General features: G+C 37.8%; 10 protein-coding genes and 1 CRISPR repeat array. Of the genes, 4 read left to right on the top strand and 6 right to left on the bottom strand.

The features are described 5' to 3' along the window. Window positions 1-418: 418 nt before the first annotated feature. Window positions 419-3,403 carry a DEAD/DEAH box helicase gene (locus tag BLS59_RS03565; protein ID WP_240315141.1) on the bottom strand — a complete coding sequence of 995 codons (2,985 nt, stop codon included), beginning with the start codon at window positions 3,401-3,403 and terminating at the stop codon, window positions 419-421. Between the two features lie 340 nt (window positions 3,404-3,743). Beyond that, window positions 3,744-8,231 carry a type II CRISPR RNA-guided endonuclease Cas9 gene (gene cas9 / locus BLS59_RS03560; protein ID WP_091145070.1) on the bottom strand — a complete coding sequence of 1,496 codons (4,488 nt, stop codon included), beginning with the start codon at window positions 8,229-8,231 and terminating at the stop codon, window positions 3,744-3,746. A gap of 485 nt (window positions 8,232-8,716) precedes the next feature. Between cas9 and BLS59_RS03555 the strand changes: the two genes are divergently transcribed. The 4 genes from BLS59_RS03555 to cas2 are packed head-to-tail and all read left to right on the top strand — an operon-like array spanning window position 8,717 to window position 14,361. Next, window positions 8,717-10,321: a site-specific DNA-methyltransferase gene (locus tag BLS59_RS03555; RefSeq protein WP_091144399.1), complete on the top strand. Its 1,605-nt coding sequence runs from the start codon at window positions 8,717-8,719 to the stop codon at window positions 10,319-10,321. 2 nt (window positions 10,322-10,323) lie between these two features. Then, the gene (locus BLS59_RS03550) at window positions 10,324-12,960 is read left to right on the top strand and encodes a DEAD/DEAH box helicase (protein WP_091144396.1); all 2,637 of its coding nucleotides are present in this window, start codon (window positions 10,324-10,326) and stop codon (window positions 12,958-12,960) included. Window positions 12,961-13,002: 42 nt separating this feature from the next. After that, on the top strand, window positions 13,003-14,016 hold the full coding sequence (cas1, locus tag BLS59_RS03545; protein WP_091144392.1) for a type II CRISPR-associated endonuclease Cas1: 1,014 nt from the start codon (window positions 13,003-13,005) through the stop codon (window positions 14,014-14,016). Window positions 14,017-14,031: 15 nt separating this feature from the next. Then, complete coding sequence (cas2, locus tag BLS59_RS03540; protein WP_091144389.1) at window positions 14,032-14,361, top strand: CRISPR-associated endonuclease Cas2; 330 nt, start codon at window positions 14,032-14,034, stop codon at window positions 14,359-14,361. Between the two features lie 90 nt (window positions 14,362-14,451). Continuing rightward, a CRISPR array of direct repeats spans window positions 14,452-17,762; the repeat unit is 46 nt; unit sequence GTTGTTGCAAATATCAGTTGTTCAAAGAATGAAAGCAAATCACAAC. A gap of 306 nt (window positions 17,763-18,068) precedes the next feature. Here cas2 and BLS59_RS03535 read toward each other — a convergent pair. From BLS59_RS03535 to BLS59_RS03515, 4 genes are all read right to left on the bottom strand, one after another. Then, window positions 18,069-18,932: a DUF5712 family protein gene (locus BLS59_RS03535; protein WP_091144386.1), complete on the bottom strand. Its 864-nt coding sequence runs from the start codon at window positions 18,930-18,932 to the stop codon at window positions 18,069-18,071. A gap of 17 nt (window positions 18,933-18,949) precedes the next feature. Then, window positions 18,950-19,525 carry a BfmA/BtgA family mobilization protein gene (locus BLS59_RS03530; protein WP_143014040.1) on the bottom strand — a complete coding sequence of 192 codons (576 nt, stop codon included), beginning with the start codon at window positions 19,523-19,525 and terminating at the stop codon, window positions 18,950-18,952. A gap of 398 nt (window positions 19,526-19,923) precedes the next feature. Continuing rightward, a complete protein-coding gene (locus BLS59_RS03520; protein WP_091144376.1) occupies window positions 19,924-20,238 on the bottom strand; it encodes a hypothetical protein in 315 nt (104 codons plus the stop codon). Further along, the gene (locus BLS59_RS03515) at window positions 20,235-20,501 is read right to left on the bottom strand and encodes a helix-turn-helix domain-containing protein (RefSeq protein ID WP_091144372.1); all 267 of its coding nucleotides are present in this window, start codon (window positions 20,499-20,501) and stop codon (window positions 20,235-20,237) included. Before BLS59_RS03515 ends, BLS59_RS03520 begins: the two co-directional genes overlap by 4 nt. Window positions 20,502-20,711: the final 210 nt, after the last annotated feature.

Genomic DNA, 20,711 nt, shown 5'->3' with positions numbered 1-20,711 from the left:
GGAACATTTCCTTGCCAAAAGCATGGAATGCTAGAGGTCAGCGGCTCTAATCCTGTGTTTTACAATTGATAATCAGGTTTTTAGAGTTGCATCTGAAAGCTTGATTCATTTTAGCCCACGGTAGTCCAACACTTTCCTTGATTTTTATTGGGTTTCTTCATCGCCATCTGTCTAAAAAAACAGAAACTACACGTTTTTTTTAGTCATAATATCTTATTACCTATTCCCATAAAGTATAATCAATTGGGTATTTACCGCAATAGCTGCTCCAATTTGCGCGCTGCGTAGAATGATCTCAAATACTGACTGAGAAGGAATTACGGTTAAGATGGCAGGAAAAGGCACATATTACACGTTGTATAAGGGCAAAAGAAACTTTATAGGGGCAATTGGGCAGGTAGCCAATAATGCTTGTGATTTAGAACAGTTTTTCTTCCAATAGGTCTTTCCAAATTATAAGCCCTTTTTGATCATCTGTATAATCGTGTACTATGCGACTAAAGTGTTCAGGATTGGTTTCGAGATATTGTTGCCGCCCTTTCGTTCTTATCTGTCCAAGCAGTCCATCAATCTGTTTTATACTCCGTTCGAGTTCGTAAATTGATTTATCAATATGCCATATATAAGTAGCCTCTTCTGTATCTAATGTTTCCCAAATCAAATGGTACTGGTTATTGCCGGAAAGTAGAAACACGAAAGAAAAGGGCTCCAATACAAAACGAAGTTTCAATATAGTTCGTTCATGCTTTTGGGAAAGGTAACGAAGATGGCGGTGGTGCTTATACTGCTTAAGAGCCAGTATGTTGTCAAATAGATCATCCTCATTTGTATAAATCAATTGTTCACTACCGCCTTGCACTTGCCCGGCATCCAATAGATTTTCTTCACCTGCCGGGATACCTTTAATAATTTCTTTATTTAAGAAGCGGAACTTTACACTTTCTATGACTTCACGGTTTATTTTATCAAGGTCGTTGGAGAATGCTGATTTAAATACCAGCCTATTGTGTTGCAATGTAGCCCGTATGTTTACTAATACCGTTGTACCTTTAAGGAACCGGATAAAGTAGGGCTTAAGTACCGTAAACTCCGGCCTGACATTTAAATTCTCTATCTCAAATTCAACTTCCTTACCGTTGAAGTCAGCAATGATATGTTTAAACGCAATGCTGCCAAACCTGAATTCTAATTGTTCAATTGGCACATCAATTTTCTCGTTGATTTGACCGCTTACTATTTCGCTTTCATCTATTGGACTCGTTAGGTTATGTTGATCAAGCTTTTTATAATACAGATTTCTCTTTTGAAACAGCCTTTCCAGGTAGCTGATCTTATGGTCACGGTAATCGTAAATAATTGGCGATACTTCTGATCGTTGTACCCTGCCAATGTATTGGATGAGCTTGCCTTCAAAGGCGAACGGGTAAACTAAAAATAAGCATTCTATATTTTGAATATCCGTTCCTTCGCCAAAATACTGGCCTGTTGTAATCAGCACCTGGAAGTCACCTTTATTTATAGCAGCCCATTTAGATTTTTTAGATAAGTCGGAATCTTCGCCACTTAATGCTATGGTATCGTAATTTTGTTTTAAATATTGTTGCAGAGAAGTGATATGCTCTTTCCGTTCTGTGATGATAACAGCTTTTCTACCGGCATTTAGTTGTGATATCACATCACTTAAAATGAGTTGATTCCTTGCTGAATCGTGGATCAAGATCTTAAATAGCGTTTCGAACTTGTCTGTTTTGGTATTAAAGGGTACGAACAGATCGGTATCCCTAATGATAATCTGCGTACCATTTTGATTTTGCACCTCCGGTGCTTTAACCTCATGGATAATTTCTCCCAAATGAATAAATATTAACTTGCCATCGTTATACTTTCTAAATGGTGTAGCGGTAAGGCCGTACATATAGTAGCTATTGAGTTTCCCAATAACACGCTGATAAGTTTCCGCCGGAACATGGTGGCACTCATCAATGATAATGGTGCCAAACGCATTCATCAACGCTGCATTTTCAGATGTTGCCAGGGCTTTTTCCATACTTTGGATCATGGCAACAGTAATATGTTTACCGGGCTTGTTCTTTCCTTGACCAATACGTCCAATATCCTTTTTGGGAATCCCCAGGAAGGATTCTATGCGTTCTATCCATTGGTCTGCCAATTGCTTGCGATGAACTAAAATGAGTGCCGGTTGCTGCTTGTCTTTTATAATAGCCAAACTCAATACCGTTTTACCAGAGCCAGGCGGAGCGACAATAATTCCAAAATCTTTTTTAGTAGCTGCATGCTGCGCGGGTAATTGATACTCCCTTAATGAAATAGTGCCTTTAAAACTTATTAAGTCTGTTTTCTTTCTTTGATCTTCGAGCACATATTCAATTTGCTGCTCTTTACAAAACCGTAATAACCTACCTATAAATCCACGGGGAATTGAAATAGAATCCGGTGTTTCATTCAATAGTTTAAAGTAGCGTTTTACGCCAAAAGTGTTTTTATTGATATTCTTTTTTACCTGGTATTCATTGTTGGGAAAGTTTAGTTCCTCTTTCAAAAAGCCAACAACTGAAGCAGGTAAGCCTATGCGGCTAATATGAATTTCATTGTTCAATACTATTGCCAATTTACCAGCTACGTACTGCTCTTTTTGAAATAGTCCTGTTGAAAGTTCATCGGGGTCAGTTTGCTCTTTGTAGATGTAATTGAGTTGGTTAATAGTGATTCTATTAATCGTTTTTAAAAACATCCACTGGTCACCAAAGGGCTCTAAGGTTTCAGGATCAATGAAACAACTATTGCCATTACTTAGGCTCGTTTTGTTTAACGGTAATGCAATAAGATTCCCTAAGCCTTTTTTTGAATGGTAATCTTGGTTAGGGAAAAGCCGATCGAAACTTGAATTTTTATCGAAAACAGAAATCAAGCCTGCTTTCTGTAGCAGGGCCATCATTATCTTCCTGCTTCGAAATGCTTCATAGGGTTCTTCAAAAAATATCCACACGTGGCCGCCTTTGCCGGAACGGGAGCGCTCCAAGTGGGCAGGGATATCATATTTATCACAAATTTTAATAAATGCCCTACATTCCTCGATCCAATTTGCTTCGTCAAAATCAGCCGCGATGAGCCATGATGTATTATCTTGAAGTAATGGGTAAAGGCCTACAACCTGTTCGCCTTTGAGATGTTTTATTAAATGGTCGTCTGTTAGTGGTTGGTATGTTTTTTCAGCAAAGGTTTGGAATGTACCGCCTTTCATTTGATGCTGTCGGTATCGGTGCGGATCGAAACTGTAAGCTGGCATATAGCTGCTTTTGCCACCTTTCTCCCATCTTAACGCAAATACATCTTCTCTACCTTTAAATAGCGCCCTGTATAGATTTAATCGGTTATCTTTCATAAACAATCGGCAGAATAATTATGATGCAATTTATGAAGCAAATATTGATTGGAAAAGCGCTTAAATCAATGCCGATTAATACACAGTTTAATGTCTAATCTCATTTGTGATTAAAAAGTGGAGTATTTTAAGGTTAATGTAATTACCCGTTTTCGCCGCGAAGCCAGATGAAACACACCATCCCATATTTACCACTTAAGCAACCAACAGTGCGAGCCGGGTAAACAGTCAAGGCCGGGCCACCGCTGAAAAGAAAAACACAATGGCCCGCTCTGCATGGCCTTTACTTTTTATCCCGGCGGTGGGCTATCTTTGCGGATGTGGTGAATATAGAATTAATTTATGCGGGTGAAATATTGCCCAATCGATCAATCTTAAGCTTAACGCAACAATCTTTAATCATTTTTCCTTCAACAGATTTTTCCATTTTGTTCAATGCCGAAAATTCTATTTTATTTACGATAGAGGTTGCAACGTCATGCTTAATAAAAAAGCATTGATAAGTTGAAAAACTTACTGTTTTATATACTCTATTTACGGCCTCTTTGTCTAATTTATCGAAATTGAGAGGTATTCCAAACTCACCTTCTTCTTCAGTCGGTAAATAAACTAAATCATTGGGACACAAGTGCATCAATAATTTTTGCCCGGCCTCGTTCGTTTCTGGAACTGATGACAACCCTTCCTTCTGACGTTCAATAACGATATTTAGAGGGACCGTCTCATAACTGCGTTTCCCGTTCACGTCAACATAAATTGCAAAAAATAAATTCGTGCCTTTGGCAGCTTCTACGTATTTTGATTTCTTATTACCTGTTTGTCCGACAGCAAACTTATTTCCTCTTGCTTCGTAGGTGCGCACTTTTAGTATAGGTTGATGTAATTTACCATTGTTCAAATCAACGATATTCTTGTTCATTTGTTCAATACCCTCGGGCGTAAATGCTATTTCTGGACTATCATTATAGTGGTTAAGGTGCTTAAATAAAATCTTTTGAATACCTGTGTCGGTGATACTTTCAATCTTTGCTTTGTTAAATGATATATCAAGGCTTGTTCTTGATGCAACATTATCATTTTCCCAGTGGTAAACTTCTATTTTATTAATATCTTGTCCATTAAATTGGTGGTCATTTTCTTTAAAATGCTTAATTATCATTTTCTTATCATTACCCTCAGCTATGAACTTTTGTATACGATGCTTCAATAATTTATCAACAATGTTTTCAGGGGTGTCAAGTGCGATAGAAATAGATGCCATTTTTTTCTTTCGTAAAGAAATCAACCCTGATACAGTATCTTTATGTAAAGGCTTCCTTACTGCCCAGTTTTGCCCTTTGTGTTGTTTAAAAGACTCCTTTTTCCCATCTTTTAAAATATCGTGTTGATTAACGGTTTTATTAATAACACGCAGGTTTTGTTTAAAGCTTATTATCACTTGCTCCAGCTTTTCCTTTGCGTCGGGTACAAAGGTTCCCCAGGGTTGTTTAAATACCCACTCGTAGTTTTCACTTGAACTGCTATTATATTTTTTATCGCATAGTATTTTCTTCAAATCAAAACGTTCATTTTGTTTTTGCGCAGAAGATTTCTTTTTGTCTAAGGCATTTTTATTATTCATGAAATTGATATGACTGCGTGTGGCGCAAGCTATGATAAGTGCATCCATTGCGTGATGGCGATGATCTATCCTTTTCTTTTGAAATCCTTTCTGTAATTCGAAAGGAACCACAGGCAAATACTTCTGATACCTGTCATTATAAGTTGTAAAGTTTGTACTGTTACTGATATTGTTCAACCTCTCAAATCGCGGTAATATTAAGTCGTTCCAAATAGCATCCATGCCCCAATCCCGTTTTAAATCGGATGTGATTTTACCATTGCTTGCCAATACATTTTTTGAATTACCGCCGTCATCATCTTTTTCCGTACGAACTATGTTTGATAGGGTCTGCATAATAAATTTACTGATATACCGAGTATCGTTCAATTGGCGCTCAATCATTTTCTCTGGTATATCCAAAGCCATTAAATTGTTTTTCTTTGCTCGGCTTTTAGCATAATGTTGTTTTATAAAATCGGTATACTCATCTTCTGTAAAAATTTTAGTTGTTTCTCTCATACCCAACTCTACAATTTGCCCGTGATGATTTTGGATAAACTCCAATCCTGTCTGGTTATCTTTTAGCTTGTTTACCGCGGCTTCACAGATTACCTTGTTGTTAAAACTATCATCATAATACCGGCTTTGTGGTATAATGTGCTCAATTTCGTAAGCAGGCGTAAAAAGTTTATTCAGTGGAATAATTGCCCCGGTATATGGCGATCGATATTTTTGCTCCAACCAAAGTTTATAACGTTGTAGTTGTGAACTTGTGGGCTGGGCAAGTTTGCTTATCTTTTCAATATCTTCAGGTATTTCAATGCTGTCATTCAAAACAGCATCTTCATATATTTTCAAAATATCTTGTTGCATCGGCGAGTATGGGCGCACGTTTTCAATGTCATTATCATTTAAAAGCTCAATAAGCAAAGCCTTTACGCGAAGATTGGTATTTTCATTAATCACGTTTTGTTTTGATATCCTTTCCCTATCACTTTTGGTATTTTTCATTTCCCTTCCCAGTTCTATGTGTATCTCGTCAAAAAAATTCTCTACGCCATTCCCATAGTAATTCCATATATCTTTTACAGTTCTTAATGTTTCCATCATTACCTGCTCCACTATCGGGTTTTTTAAAGAGTGTTGCCTAAATAATCGTAAGTATTCTTCAAGATTAGTAACTGTATTCCATTTACCCGCTTCGCTATGCTCTGAATGACGGTCATAAACCACATATTTTGCCAGCCACTCAGGTAACCCCTGGTAATCGCTTTCGCTGACTAAAGCCTGCTTCCCTATTTTTTCGCGTACTTTTTCTTTTATTTGTTCATCAAATTCCCCGTCAATAAATTTTCCTATCCGTTCTTTTGTTTGCTTATCAATTTTGTCCCAATCCCAATATTCCCCCATACGCATCAATGGCAATAGTTTTTTGATAGCTTTTGCTGAATATGAACCATAATTAGCCGGGAATGGTGGGAATTTTCGGAATGCATCAAAAAAGCTTTCTATGTCAAGGCCTTTTTTTACAGCAAAAGACTTTAGTGCTTTTTCATATTCCAATTTGTCGGTAACCGAATAAATGACATGCCATAATTCCTCTTCCTTTTCCTTTGTTAAAAACTCTTGCGGTATACCTTTTACTTTTGCTAAACGGCCTGCGATCATTGTATGGGTTTCATTGCATGGATAACTTTTATCTTCCACATAATTCCATCGGTAAGTTGTCTCTTTTAGCTTAAAATATTTAAGCAAGGCCTTTTGATCTATCTCTTTTCTTTGCGTCAAAAAATCAAATAAGGTTTCCACGCCACCGGTTAATTCCAGGTTTTTAGCGGTTTCATCCCAATCATTGTCTTTGTTAATAATACGCAGGTTACTTATCCACTGCCACAATCTAAACTCCTGATAAAGCGGGTGTGATTTTGAAATACATTTTAAAGGCTCTATTTTTTTAATGCCATCCAATATAAAAGTTCTTCGTTCTAAAGGGCAATTACTTATTGTGCTCTTTTGACTGCGTAAGGGCCGTTGATAATATAATATATCCTCAATAAAAAGGTGCAAAAAATCCTTACTAAGCAAAGTTGATTGATGTTGTAAGTTGTGCGGGTACAGTTCTTCTACACATTGCTTATACAGATATGTATCTTTCAAGTTTGAATTTAGTTCTATTTGTTTTTTCAGGATTCGGATCAACTCTTCTTTATAAAACTTTCTTTCAATTGTCCTTATAAGTTTGCCTTTTATCTTTTGATCTGGTTTTTGCAAAAGCGTATCATATATAAATTCACCAACAGTTTTTTTTGATCTATCGATCTCGCTTTCTGTCTTTTTTTTAAGTAATTTCCAATCATCTTCTTTTGGTGAACGAAAACTTCGTTTTTCATTACCTTCTTTATCTTTCTTTATACTGCCATCTTCGTTCAAATCAGTGGTTACAATAAAATCGCGTACTTTATCTTTCCAGTCAAACAAAGCCTGATTGCTTTCCCTGCGATAAACCCATCCATTTTCTAAAATAATATTATACCATATCTTATTACTGCCACGCTGCGGCTCATCAGCCGTAACTTGGGCTATTCTCAATGAATAAAATTCTTCCAGTTTATTTGGCTTTTCTTCAGTTTCCTCTCCACGAAGCTGATAGTATCCGCGCTTCTGATTAAAGTGTAATAGCAACCAGGCCAGTTCTTCCTTTTCTATTTCTTTTGTCAACGCTTTTTTGCGTAAATAGTAAACGGTCCAATCATATTGTATTTTGGCACTTTCACCTTTCTTGTTCTTACGATTCAATAATTCAGGTTGATGCTGTTTAAACTCGGCAAGCATTTCCTCAAAAGATCTTTTAAAAAGAAATTCTCCATTACTGTCATATACAAATTTGGTTTCTGTTTCAGGTAAAAATTTGCCTAAGCGTTTATCAAAATCAATTTTAGCTGCATAATGCTGAGGTAAAAAACCAAGTACATTTAATACTCTATGTAACCTTTCCCGGCGCAACAAATGGCGTTCCCTTAATCTCCTCATGCTTCTCAGCCGTGTTCGTTCCGCTGTTTGAGAAATAGAGTTCCCCTTGTCGAAATCGCCTAAAATATCTTGAGACATTGGGATTATTCGGCTTCCCAAGCCTAAAATCGATCCTTCCTTGTTTTCAAAATCTTGTTTAATAAGTGCCCAACCAATTGAGTTAGTTCCTAAATCAAGGCCAAGGATTGTTTTCATTGCGATTAGTTTAAAGTTTGGAAATGTAATATTAAAGGTTTTACTTTGATATTCAAATGAAAGCAAATCACAATAAGGATTATTCCGTTGTGAAAACATTTAAGGCGGGGCAACTCGCCTTCTTTATTTATACCTCCCCATAACATTTTCAAATGAGCACTAACACTCTAAAAAGGTTCTTTTCATCAATGTGAACCAAAAACATATATTTGATAAAAAATAGCACAATGAACTAAAGAAATAATTAAACATAAAATATTAAACGCATAGCGTTGCTAACAGTTTCCTCTACGGAAAAACCGCGAATTTCGAAGGGAGAAGGAAACAGTGTAAGCGATGCATCCGCATGGGTGTGTCCTTTGCTGTATTCAATTCTCCCTGGTTCTTCGCGGTACCATCTGTAGGTTGGAGTCAGTGAGGATTACACCCTATTTTTTTATCCTCAATGATATGTACTTGTTAGCAGCGATGCAATAACTACATATATGCCAACACTACACTGGATAGGAAAAGATAAGGTCATCAATCACCATCACGATGTTCCTTTCAAAGTTTTAGATCATCAATATACTTTTAACGGTAACGGCCCCCCTGTTACCGGCACATCTCCTAATAAAATCATTCACGGTGATAATCTTGAAGCTTTAAAAGCCCTATTACCTGAGTATGAGGGTAAAATCAAATGTATTTATATTGATCCCCCTTATAATACCGGCAATGAAAATTGGGTATATAATGACAATGTTAACGATCCAAAAATCAGGAAATGGCTGGGAAGAGTTGTTGGTAAAATAAGTGAAGACCTTACCAGTCATGATAAATGGTTGTGTATGATCTATCCGAGGCTGAAATTACTTCACAAGCTATTAGCCAAAGACGGTGTTATTTTTATTTCAATTGATGATAATGAACAAACTAACCTAAAGCTGATCTGTGATGAACTCTTCGGCAACGAGAATTATTTGGGAAATCTGATTTGGAGAAAAAAAGAAGGCGGTGGACAGACCGATAAGTATTTCGTTACAGAACATGAATATATCTGCGCCTATCAAAAATCTAATTCATTTTATTGGATCGATACCATCGTAAAGAAACAAGAAAGTGAATTTAATAAGGCTGACAAGAATGGAAGATTCAAATTAACCAAGTTGGAAAAATGGGGAAGCGCCGCCAGAAAAGAGGACAGGCCAACTATGCATTTCCCAATCGTTGATCCAAATGGTATTGATTATTTACCTACAGCACCCGATGGTAATTTGGGGCGGTGGCGCATCGGTAAAACTACTATGAATAATTTAATCGAAAGCGATTTAATTCATTGGGAGCAAAGAAATGGCAAACTCATACCTTATGAAAAAACGTATCATACCACCGATGGCGAAACCACAATTAAAGAGCGAAGTATAATTTATAATCTTACAAATACGGCTGACGCATCAAAGTCATTGACTGAAATATTCGGCAAAAAAGATGTTTTTGACACCCCTAAACCATTCACTTTAATTGAATTTCTAATACTTCATTCAACAGACCAAGACGCCGTTGTTTTAGACAGCTTTGCCGGAAGTGGGACCACTGGACATGCAGTACTCAATCTTAATAAACAAGATGGTGGTGACCGTAAATTCATTCTAATCGAAATGCAAGACTATGCCGAAAACATTACTGCTGAAAGGGTAAAACGGGTAATAAACGGCTACGGTAAAAAAGAAGGTACAGGTGGAAGTTTTGAGTATTATGAGCTTGGCGAAACCTTATTTGTTGGCGAGAATAGTGAATATCTAAATGAGGCGGTTGGCATCGAGAAAATAAGAAACTATATATGGTATAGTGAAACGCGTAATTTTTTAGCTCCAACTAATCAACATTCAAAAGAAGATACCTTATTAGGAATCTATCACAATACCGCCTACTATTTTATTTATCATCCCACACATCTTACCTCACTTGACTTTGAAACATTGGCAACCGTTAATGTAAAAGCCGGGCAATACATTATTTATGCAGACAATTGCCTGCTGTCAAAAGAATTCCTGTTCAAGAATAATATCGTTTTTAAAAAGATACCAAGGGATATAAGCCGTTTTTAAATATGGAATTAAAAAGCTACCAATACAAGGTAATCAAAGACTTGGAAATATATTTAGCGTATGTCCAGCAATATAAAAAGACAGACAAAGCATTTAACCACTATTGGGAAGAACGAATAGGCCCTTATAACCCCTTGACTGGTGAAGGGATGCAGCATTACAAAAACACTATTCCTAATGCCGCACATGTGTGTATCAAGGTACCCACCGCCGGGGGTAAAACCTTTATTGCCTGTAATGCCCTCCATACAATTTTTAATGCTTATTCATCTGCAATGCCTAAAGTGGTGGTTTGGCTTGTTCCGTGGAGCAATCTGCTCAATCAGACTGTATTGGCTTTAAGTGATCCCAACCATCCCTACAGAAAAAAATTGAACAGCTTGTTTAATCACCGGGTAGAGGTCTATGAAAAGAAAGATCTGTTACAAGGTTCCAATTTTAATCCTTCTGTAGTTAAAGAGCAGCTTTCCATTATTGTGATGAGCTTTGGCAGCTTACGGGCAAAAAACAAAGAAGACCGGAAAGTGTACCAGGAAAACGGTCAGCTTGCTTCTTTCGCTTCTTACTATCGTAATACTGCCGACCTCCTCGAAGACGTAGATGAAACTGCACTCATCAATGTGCTGCGCAGTATGCAGCCAGTTATTGTAGTTGATGAAAGCCATAACGCCGAAAGTAATTTAAGCGTGGATATGCTTAATGCGTTAAACCCCTCTTTTGTACTCGATTTAACCGCTACGCCTAAAAACAACAGCAATATCGTCAGCCTGGTGCCAGCTATTGAGTTAAAAAAGGAGCACATGGTAAAACTTCCGGTTATTGTTTACAATCATCATGATAAAACCGAGGTAGTTAACAGCGCGCTGCATTTACAGCGTAAACTGGAGTTATTATCTATCGAACAGGAAAAAAACGGCGGTAGATACATCCGCCCGATAGTTCTATTTCAGGCACAACCCAAAATTGGAGAAGAAAATATCACCTATGAAAAATTAAAAAGGCAGCTTCTAAGTATTGGCATACCTGAAAACCAAATCAAAATAAAAACAGCAACCATTGATGAGTTAAAGGGTGAAGATTTACTTTCCCGCGAATGCGAAGTGCGTTATATCATTACGATCAATGCTTTAAAGGAAGGCTGGGACTGTCCGTTTGCCTATGTATTGGCCTCTCTTGCTGATAAATCTTCTGCTGTAGATGTGGAGCAGATATTAGGCCGTGTATTGAGGCAACCATATGTAATGAAGCACAGCGCGTCATTATTAAATATTTCTTACGTATTAACTGCTTCTGCTAAGTTCAATGATACGCTCCAAAGCATTGTAAAAGGGTTACAGGCCGCAGGCTTTAGTGACCGGGACTATCGTGAAATTGATACTATGAGAGAAGAAGAAAGACAACGTGCAGTAGCTGACCCATTAGAAAATTTTCTTTTCCCTGAGCAAGCTATCGTCGAAAGTGAACCGGAATTGGATAGTACACGCATATCATTTGAGCCTGAAAATTTAACACCCCTCGAAAATGACGACATCGTATTACAAGAAATTGAAACGATGGCAGAGGAACAAAATGCAGAATTAGAAGCCATTATTCAGCAACAGAAAAAACAGCCTGTTGATGAGCAAATATTTGAAGAAATGGGCGATAAAATTAAGCGATATAAACTATCAGAGGCAAACCGATCTTTTGTTTCGGATTTGCGATTACCACAATTTTATTTAACCGTACAGCAAAGCGACATATTCGGTACTGGTAAGGAGTTTTTAAGTCAAGAACCTTTATTGCAGCAATTCAAATTAAGTAATGAAGATACCAAGATCGACTTTGAACAAATATCTTCCGACCTATATAAAGTGGATATAGAAGAAATAGGTAAAAGCGAATATGATGCTCGTTTTACCAAAATTGAAGACATGATGGTAAAAGAGCCGGTTGTAGCCTATATTCTTTCTAAACCCAAAGACAGTCAAATTAAAGACATAGCCCATCAGCTCATTCAAATGATCGGTGATATGTATCCTATTGCCGACCAGGAAATAAGAGTTTACATTGAGCGGATTTTAAGTTCATTAAATGCTGAACAACTACAGAACATATTGATTCGAAAACTAAGTTATGCGGATAAGATCAAAGCCAAGATAAAACACCATGCCGATAATTTTGCTGAAGGTCGCTTTAATGATCTGATCAAAGTTGGAAAAATACAAGCCGAACCTTCATGGAATTTCTCCGAACTAATTGTACCAGGTGTTTTAGGAGCCGCCATTAGTAAATCGCTGTATGAGCGTGAAGGCTTGATGAACAACTTTGAAACAACTATAATTACCGATATAGCTGCCCTACCCAATATCGCTTTTTGGCACCGCAATTTAGGCAGGGGCAAAGGATTTAGTATTAATGGATATAAGTCTAACCATTATCCCGATTTTATTGTCGGCACAAAATCCGGTAAAGTTATCCTGATCGAAACAAAAGGCGATGACCGGGACAATTCCGATAGCCAGGCTAAATGCAGGTTAGGCAATAAGTGGGCTGAACTTTCCGGATCAAAATTCAGCTATTTCATGGTGTTTGACAAGAAAGCTATAGAAGGCGCTTTCAATGCTGATAAAGCACGAGAACTTATCCGGCAATTATAAATGATATAAACGAACCTCTTATCACAATTAAAATGGGGCAATATGATAAAACGCACGCTTCACTTCAGTAACCCGGCCTATTTAAGCTTAAAGCAAGGTCAATTAATTATTGATCTTCCAGACTTAAAAATTTTAGGTGAACAGGAATCTAAAAAATCAGTACCTATTGAGGACGTAGGAATTGTTGTGCTGGATCATCAGCAGATTACCATTACACACGGCTGTATTGCTGCATTATTAGATAACAACTCTGCTATTATTACTTGCAACCATACACACCACCCAACGGGGATGATGTTACCGATTGACGGGCATGACACACAAAGCGAGCGTTTCCGGCATCAAATTGACGCTTCACAACCGCTAAAGAAGCAGCTTTGGCAACAAACTATCCAAGCCAAAATTTTAAATCAGGCAGCGGTTTTGGCAGATCGTGGTATTGCGCATGATAATATGCTGCATTGGGCCAAATCCGTGCGTTCTGGCGACCCTGATAATTATGAAGGACGGGCTGCCGCTTATTACTGGAAAAATGTGTTCCCTAAAAAAGTGGAGTTCTTTCGTGGTCGCGAGGGCGATCCTCCTAACAATTTATTGAATTATGGTTATGCAATATTACGAGCTATTGTAGCGCGCGGACTGGTATGTTCTGGCCTAATACCGACGTTAGGCATTCATCACCGGAATAAATATAATGCTTATTGCCTGGCTGATGACATTATGGAGCCTTACCGCCCGTATGTTGACCTAATCGTTCTAAAGATCATCGATAATGGCGAGAATTTTTTAGAGCTGGGTAATTCCATTAAATCTCAATTATTAGGAATTGCAACGGTTGACGTACAGTTTGAGAAAAGCAGAAGTCCTTTAATGGTCGGCGTACAAAATACTACCGCTTCCTTAGCCAGGTGTTATGAAGGAAAAAACAGGAAAATAAACTATCCAATTATGAAGAATTTTAATCCTAAAAAAGGCATAAACAATAAGGTTGACGAAAACTTCATAGATCAGGATACAGAAAACACGTTTGAATACAATATAGGAGATGAAGAATAGCTACCGTTTTGATGAATGCGCTTAAATGAGTACCGGATTTTGTGGATATTAGTATTTTTTGACCTTCCGACAGAAACAAAGAAGGACAGGCAAATCTACAGCAGGTTTCGTAAGGATATTATGAAAGATGGCTTCGGCATGTTTCAGTTTTCCATTTACTTACGTCATTGCAGCAGTCGTGAAAATGCTGACGTACACATTAAACGTGTAAAGAAAATACTTCCACCTAAAGGTCACGTCGGCATCATGACCATTACCGATAAGCAGTTCGGAATGATGGAATTGTTCTATGGAAAGGACGAAAAAGAGCTTCCAAATACTCCGCAGCAATTGGAATTGTTTTAGAATTTTAAATCCGGAAGCCTGAGCAACCGGATTTTTTAATTCTAAATTTGAACATAAACATCTGATATTTAGCATTTTGAACTATGGTATGTTGTTGCAAATATCAGTTGTTCAAAGAATGAAAGCAAATCACAACATAAAGGCGCGTATCGTGCGGTACACCGCGGTTGTTGCAAATATCAGTTGTTCAAAGAATGAAAGCAAATCACAACTCCTGTCGAAAGCTGGAGTATTATTGGCAAGTTGTTGCAAATATCAGTTGTTCAAAGAATGAAAGCAAATCACAACCGCTAAGTTCCTTTGTCCCTGCTAAATTAAGTTGTTGCAAATATCAGTTGTTCAAAGAATGAAAGCAAATCACAACTATTCCCTTGTTGCTTTTTAAACCACGCACGTTGTTGCAAATATCAGTTGTTCAAAGAATGAAAGCAAATCACAACAGGTATCGCAGATGCACTGGTTAATTTCTGTTGTTGCAAATATCAGTTGTTCAAAGAATGAAAGCAAATCACAACGCCAATCTTGATGAGGTTAAAAACCATATCGTTGTTGCAAATATCAGTTGTTCAAAGAATGAAAGCAAATCACAACAGTATTACTAAATGATAAATTCTTAACATAGTTGTTGCAAATATCAGTTGTTCAAAGAATGAAAGCAAATCACAACTAAGGCAAACAAGACCTGATTCACCATCAAGTTGTTGCAAATATCAGTTGTTCAAAGAATGAAAGCAAATCACAACCTGGAATGACGGGGCGACTTGCGAACAGCGTTGTTGCAAATATCAGTTGTTCAAAGAATGAAAGCAAATCACAACCTAATGGTATAAGTACCGGCGGATCATCAAGTTGTTGCAAATATCAGTTGTTCAAAGAATGAAAGCAAATCACAACGGGATACCGTTTGGCAGCAAAATAGCGTTCGTTGTTGCAAATATCAGTTGTTCAAAGAATGAAAGCAAATCACAACAGGTAAGAGCTTTTGGTTTGATACCCATGGGTTGTTGCAAATATCAGTTGTTCAAAGAATGAAAGCAAATCACAACACAAACCCATAATGAAAACACCCGAACAAAGTTGTTGCAAATATCAGTTGTTCAAAGAATGAAAGCAAATCACAACTGACGCTCTTTAATGCCCATGTTCACACCGGTTGTTGCAAATATCAGTTGTTCAAAGAATGAAAGCAAATCACAACCAAATGAGAAGTCAGGCGCCGTAATAACTGTTGTTGCAAATATCAGTTGTTCAAAGAATGAAAGCAAATCACAACGGGATACCGTTTGGCAGCAAAATAGCGTTCGTTGTTGCAAATATCAGTTGTTCAAAGAATGAAAGCAAATCACAACTCGTTTGAATAAATATAGTCAGCTATAGTCGTTGTTGCAAATATCAGTTGTTCAAAGAATGAAAGCAAATCACAACATGTTATTAAAAGTTTACTACATTTGTGATGTTGTTGCAAATATCAGTTGTTCAAAGAATGAAAGCAAATCACAACAGATTCAGGCGTATGATACAGGCATAGGCGGTTGTTGCAAATATCAGTTGTTCAAAGAATGAAAGCAAATCACAACATATGATTATTCATTGTCAAGCGATTTAAGGTTGTTGCAAATATCAGTTGTTCAAAGAATGAAAGCAAATCACAACACCATATCGACGTTTATCGCGGCGGAACCTGTTGTTGCAAATATCAGTTGTTCAAAGAATGAAAGCAAATCACAACAGATGTTGGCATGAACAACTAAGGTTAAATGTTGTTGCAAATATCAGTTGTTCAAAGAATGAAAGCAAATCACAACTCGAAACTATAATGGATTTTATTTCCAATGTTGTTGCAAATATCAGTTGTTCAAAGAATGAAAGCAAATCACAACTGGTACAAATCAACTGCATTTGTGATAAGGGTTGTTGCAAATATCAGTTGTTCAAAGAATGAAAGCAAATCACAACATGCAAGGCATTCGCAACAACAAATCGACGGTTGTTGCAAATATCAGTTGTTCAAAGAATGAAAGCAAATCACAACACGTCGACGACAAGCCGGTGATATATAATTGTTGTTGCAAATATCAGTTGTTCAAAGAATGAAAGCAAATCACAACATGTAAGGGGCACAGGGTGGATCAAATCGAGTTGTTGCAAATATCAGTTGTTCAAAGAATGAAAGCAAATCACAACGGCTCTGTTCCTTATTTACCAGCTCCTCGTGTTGTTGCAAATATCAGTTGTTCAAAGAATGAAAGCAAATCACAACCGCTGGCCACGAGGTCACGCATAGTATCCAGTTGTTGCAAATATCAGTTGTTCAAAGAATGAAAGCAAATCACAACACTCGCATAGCTGCCGGCCATTGTATCCTTGTTGTTGCAAATATCAGTTGTTCAAAGAATGAAAGCAAATCACAACTACTTTATAAAGGTATTAACCGTCATATTTGTTGTTGCAAATATCAGTTGTTCAAAGAATGAAAGCAAATCACAACTGGTAGGCGCTGCTTCCGGCATAAAAACTGGTTGTTGCAAATATCAGTTGTTCAAAGAATGAAAGCAAATCACAACTAAGCGGTAGTAAAATAGCATTTGATGAGTGTTGTTGCAAATATCAGTTGTTCAAAGAATGAAAGCAAATCACAACTATAAATGCAGGCATCAATACGTTTAGTAAGTTGTTGCAAATATCAGTTGTTCAAAGAATGAAAGCAAATCACAACTAACGCTTCAATATATCAATACTGTTTTTAGTTGTTGCAAATATCAGTTGTTCAAAGAATGAAAGCAAATCACAACCCTTTACCTACGATACCGTTAACCCGTTATGTTGTTGCAAATATCAGTTGTTCAAAGAATGAAAGCAAATCACAACAGCCCATTGTAGAACCACCACCGCAAGCAAAGTTGTTGCAAATATCAGTTGTTCAAAGAATGAAAGCAAATCACAACAGTATAAGGTCAATATGGATCTTGCGCACCGTTGTTGCAAATATCAGTTGTTCAAAGAATGAAAGCAAATCACAACATCTGCACTCAAACCCAGCGGAAACTCCAGGTTGTTGCAAATATCAGTTGTTCAAAGAATGAAAGCAAATCACAACTAGATCTTGCAGAGGAGTTACAACCTAAAGGTTGTTGCAAATATCAGTTGTTCAAAGAATGAAAGCAAATCACAACCTGGGTCTATGTATGTTGTTAGGTCTTTTAGTTGTTGCAAATATCAGTTGTTCAAAGAATGAAAGCAAATCACAACTCAGTGCTATCCACACCTTATTGAACGTAGGTTGTTGCAAATATCAGTTGTTCAAAGAATGAAAGCAAATCACAACAGAAAATGCGTGCTGAATTTAAAAAAGCGGGTTGTTGCAAATATCAGTTGTTCAAAGAATGAAAGCAAATCACAACGAAAATACGAGGTTATACTTGCGCCGAAATGGTGTGGTCGCATTCACCATAATCTCCACAATGATCGTTATTACTTCCAGTGTAATTACAAGACCTAAAAACTGGGTCTTATCGTTACACTAAAGGAAACATCAAACATCTCATTAAAAGCATGAATTTAAGCAGGTATGTTATGAGCGACAGCGAATTTCATTCCTGCAAAAGCGGCGAGGCTGGTGGCGGAATGAAACCCGCCGCGATAGCGTGCGAGGTGCAATGAAGTCACCTGCCGCAGCTGCATGGGGGCACTTAATTAGACACATCTATCTATCTTATTCCCCAACCGCTGCCAATCCCTAAGCTCCGATCTTTCTTCCTGCTTAGTTCCATTTCCTGCTGTTGTTTTAGCTCGCGTTCCAATTCAAGCTTTTGCTGTTGTTCCTTGCGTTCTTCTTCCTTTAGTTCCAATCTTTGTTCATAGTCGCCATGTTTTAACGTATTGGCATATTTAAACGTTTCTTTGAGTTCGCGGTCATAATCGAAAGTCTGGTCAAAGGTTCTTTCCGCGGCCTGCTTAAACGCGACCCTGTCAAATTGCCCGACTTTAAGGCTATGCGCCGCATTCTTTCCCCGTGAATTGTTTAAAGGGCTTAAACGGATGCTGTCTGTAATATCTTTCCGGCTGACAATTATTTGTACGTGCATTTGTTCTCCCGGTTTTGGCACGCCTCTTTTCGCCAGACCATTTTTAACTTCCTCATCCTTATGGGTATAGTAGCGATGATTTTCCAACTTTCCGTAATATAAAATGTCTTTGTTACCGTTTACCCTGTCTTTTTTAAAGTTCCGTGCGTATTCATCCATGACCTGATTAGCATACTGTTTTAATTGCTGCCTGGCACCGTCCTCGCCAAATTCTTCTTTCAGGAATAACAGCTCGTTTTCGCTAGGGCTGATATTGACCAAAAAGAACTTAGCCTCGTCTTTGGATAGCCGGTCGGTGTTATGGTCAATCTCATAGCGTACCTCATAAGGCTGTATAGTCTGCCGTTCCTGGTTAAACCAATATTCCGGTTCTAACTTTGAATTTTGCTCGTAAAGCAGCCGGTTCTCTTTTTCAAGGTAATTGACCAGTTGCCCGCTGCTGCCTTTGTTATTGCCGGTTTCGCTTTTACTGATATTAATGTGCATGTTTTTCTCTTTTCACCTTATAGGTTCTTCATTTGTTGCCTGACGTTTTCGATCAGGCTGTCCTTATCCACTTGTTTAGTCATCATTCCCATAGCCTCCCGGTGCTGGATATAGAAATTCAATATGTCCAGGCATTTCCGTTTAATAGTGTCTTTGGTATACTGTGCCGCTTCAACATGCTTCATCGAGGCATCGAGGCTGTTTAGCGTGGTTTGCTGCTTAGCGTAAGCTTCCTTTTGGTCTTTGTTATGACCAATGATATGTTTGTTAAAATAGTTAACGATCTGCTCCTGTGAGTTATTGATCTTGTCGGTAGAAGTAATCAACGGCATTAATAAATTATCTTCTATAACCTTAATAAAGGCAATGACCCTGTCGGTTCTTTTGACCAGTTCCTTTTTTAACAATTCATCGTTCAGGTCGCGCGGGTCTTTCTTGCTCTTATAGAAATAATCTACCATCGCAATAAAAAAATCGATCTTGGTCAGGCCTGTTTTCTCGGCCATTTTTTGCAGCTTGCTATCGGCTGTGATTGGAAACCTGATGGTTTTTATATTTTGGTCTGTCTGTTTATCCATGATTCTAAAATTCATTAATTAGCTGTTAAACAATGGCTTGCAAATACGGTATACCATTAAGTATACTAAAAACGGCCTTTAAAGCTATTTGCTGGGGTAAAGTATACTGACGGTATACTGAAAACAGCCCTGGCCCCGCAGGGCGAGCGGAAGAGTCAGGTGTAACCTGACTCCCGCTCGCTCCAAACGCTTTTGCGTTCGGACGGCGGCTGTTTTCAAAAACTGACTTTTCAATGGCTTAGAGGCCATTTTAAGGGGTTTCGGCATGGTATTTAGGTTACAAAAACTATCGTTATTTATCATTTTATAAAGCGTTTATATAAATAAGTGTTTAGTTACTTAGTTATATATCTAATGAGCGGTATAGCTGTATATCCAGATATATGGCTATACCGATATACTGCTCATTGCTTTTAACCTACCGACCATTCCGGCCAATAAACAAGGCTACCCAACTTCGGATGATAAGAGGGCTGGTAACGAATATAACCATAAGCGTCCAGCTCCTTAATGCACTTATGATAAGTCGCTACAGATGCGATCTTGCTAAAGCTCATCAGCTCCTTACGGCTGACCGAAAAAGGATTGCTAAAACCGCTTCGCTGCCAGCAGACAAACATGGCGGTGAATAAACTGATATGCGTTGCATACAGGCGCGGGTCTTTGCCCATGTGTCTGACCCATTTGCTGTAGGCGACTGTTTCTTTCTGAATGACGGATGGTGTCATTGTTGGCCTCCCTCTAATACCTTATGAATATCTTCTAACTTGTAATACATCATCCCGCCTATTTTAGTGTAGCGCAAGGTGCCATTGATGCGCAGGTTTTGCAGCGTGCCGGGTGAAATGTTTAATAGCTTCCTGACTTCATTGCTTTTCAGCCATTGTTTACTTTGCCCTTGTCCGGGCTGGATCATGGCTTTAATTTCAGTGAGCAATTCACTTTTGAACGCCCTTAAATCTTCTTTGGTTATTAATTCGATTGCAGTCATTAGTTAATATTTAGACGTTAATAAATATGTTATCCATCTGCCTGTTCAGGCAATGGTTTGGTTATTCCATAAATTGAGTGAATGGGCAGGCGGTGTTATTAAAAACACTAAGGTAAATAATTGTTTTGTTAATTTAAAATATGTCAAAACAATTTATATCTTTGTGTTGATCGTTCGGAAATAATTCAAATTTGATTTGACTATTTTTGA

Origin of the sequence: Mucilaginibacter pineti (assembly GCF_900101875.1) — a bacterium.
Lineage (GTDB): Bacteria > Bacteroidota > Bacteroidia > Sphingobacteriales > Sphingobacteriaceae > Mucilaginibacter > Mucilaginibacter pineti.
This window is presented reverse-complemented; position numbering and strand designations above follow the sequence as displayed.